The following is a 750-nucleotide window of genomic DNA, read 5'->3' on the forward strand; positions in this document are numbered from 1 at the left end:
CGCTGAGAACGAATCTTCCCTTAAATGCATTGAAGGGGAACGCTACTCATGAGTGTGGAAAATCAAAACTGAAATCCGTCGTAACGAATGACTTAACTCAGCACAGGAGTGCATGTGCCGGATGGCGGATGGCGGATGGCGGATGGCGGATGGCGGATGGCGTTGATCCCGCGAAGGGATTATTCGTTCGCCTGCCGGATCAATATTCGATGTTTCCACTTCCATCGACAAGCTAGGAGGACTCTCCTAGCGCCATGGCATTTTTTAGAAAAGGTCAGTAGTGGGCGGCACAGATCCACATTCGTGCGATAGCAATCATAGGCAGGTCTGTCCCAAATTTGGTCCAATATCGCCTTTTGCCAGACGCCAAAAACCACAAACCCCCGACTTTCTCTAGGAAAATCAGGGGTTTGTGTTTACTGAATGTGGCGGTGAAGGAGAGATTCGAACTCTCGATACAGTTTCCTGTATACACACTTTCCAGGCGTGCTCCTTAAGCCACTCGGACACTTCACCGTATCTCTTCAAACATGTTCTGTCTGTCGAGGCGCGCTAATGTAGTCGAAAGCTTTTGCGATGGCAAACTTTTTTTCAGAATTTTCATGCGGTTAAGAGAAAAAGCCGTTTTCCCCGCTGGCAGGCCATGGCAAACCGGCCAATCTTCGGTGGGCGCGGCCCTTCTATATAGAAGCAGAATGCCTCGCCGCGCTGGCTACGCCGGGAAACGGTGACTGGCGGGTCAGTCACGGC

At 51.2% G+C, this 750-nt stretch carries 1 protein-coding gene and 1 tRNA gene; one reads left to right on the forward strand and one right to left on the reverse strand.

The genetic code is table 11. The annotated features are described in order from the left end of the window. On the forward strand, window positions 1–236 hold a 236-nt coding region (locus BK660_RS32810; protein ID WP_221178661.1), incomplete at its 5' end, for a hypothetical protein. Window positions 237–426: 190 nt separating this feature from the next. Here BK660_RS32810 and BK660_RS30420 read toward each other — a convergent pair. Next, window positions 427–516, reverse strand: a tRNA-Ser gene (locus BK660_RS30420). Window positions 517–750: the final 234 nt, after the last annotated feature.

Source organism: Pseudomonas brassicacearum, from assembly GCF_003732265.1.
Lineage (GTDB): Bacteria > Pseudomonadota > Gammaproteobacteria > Pseudomonadales > Pseudomonadaceae > Aquipseudomonas > Aquipseudomonas brassicacearum_D.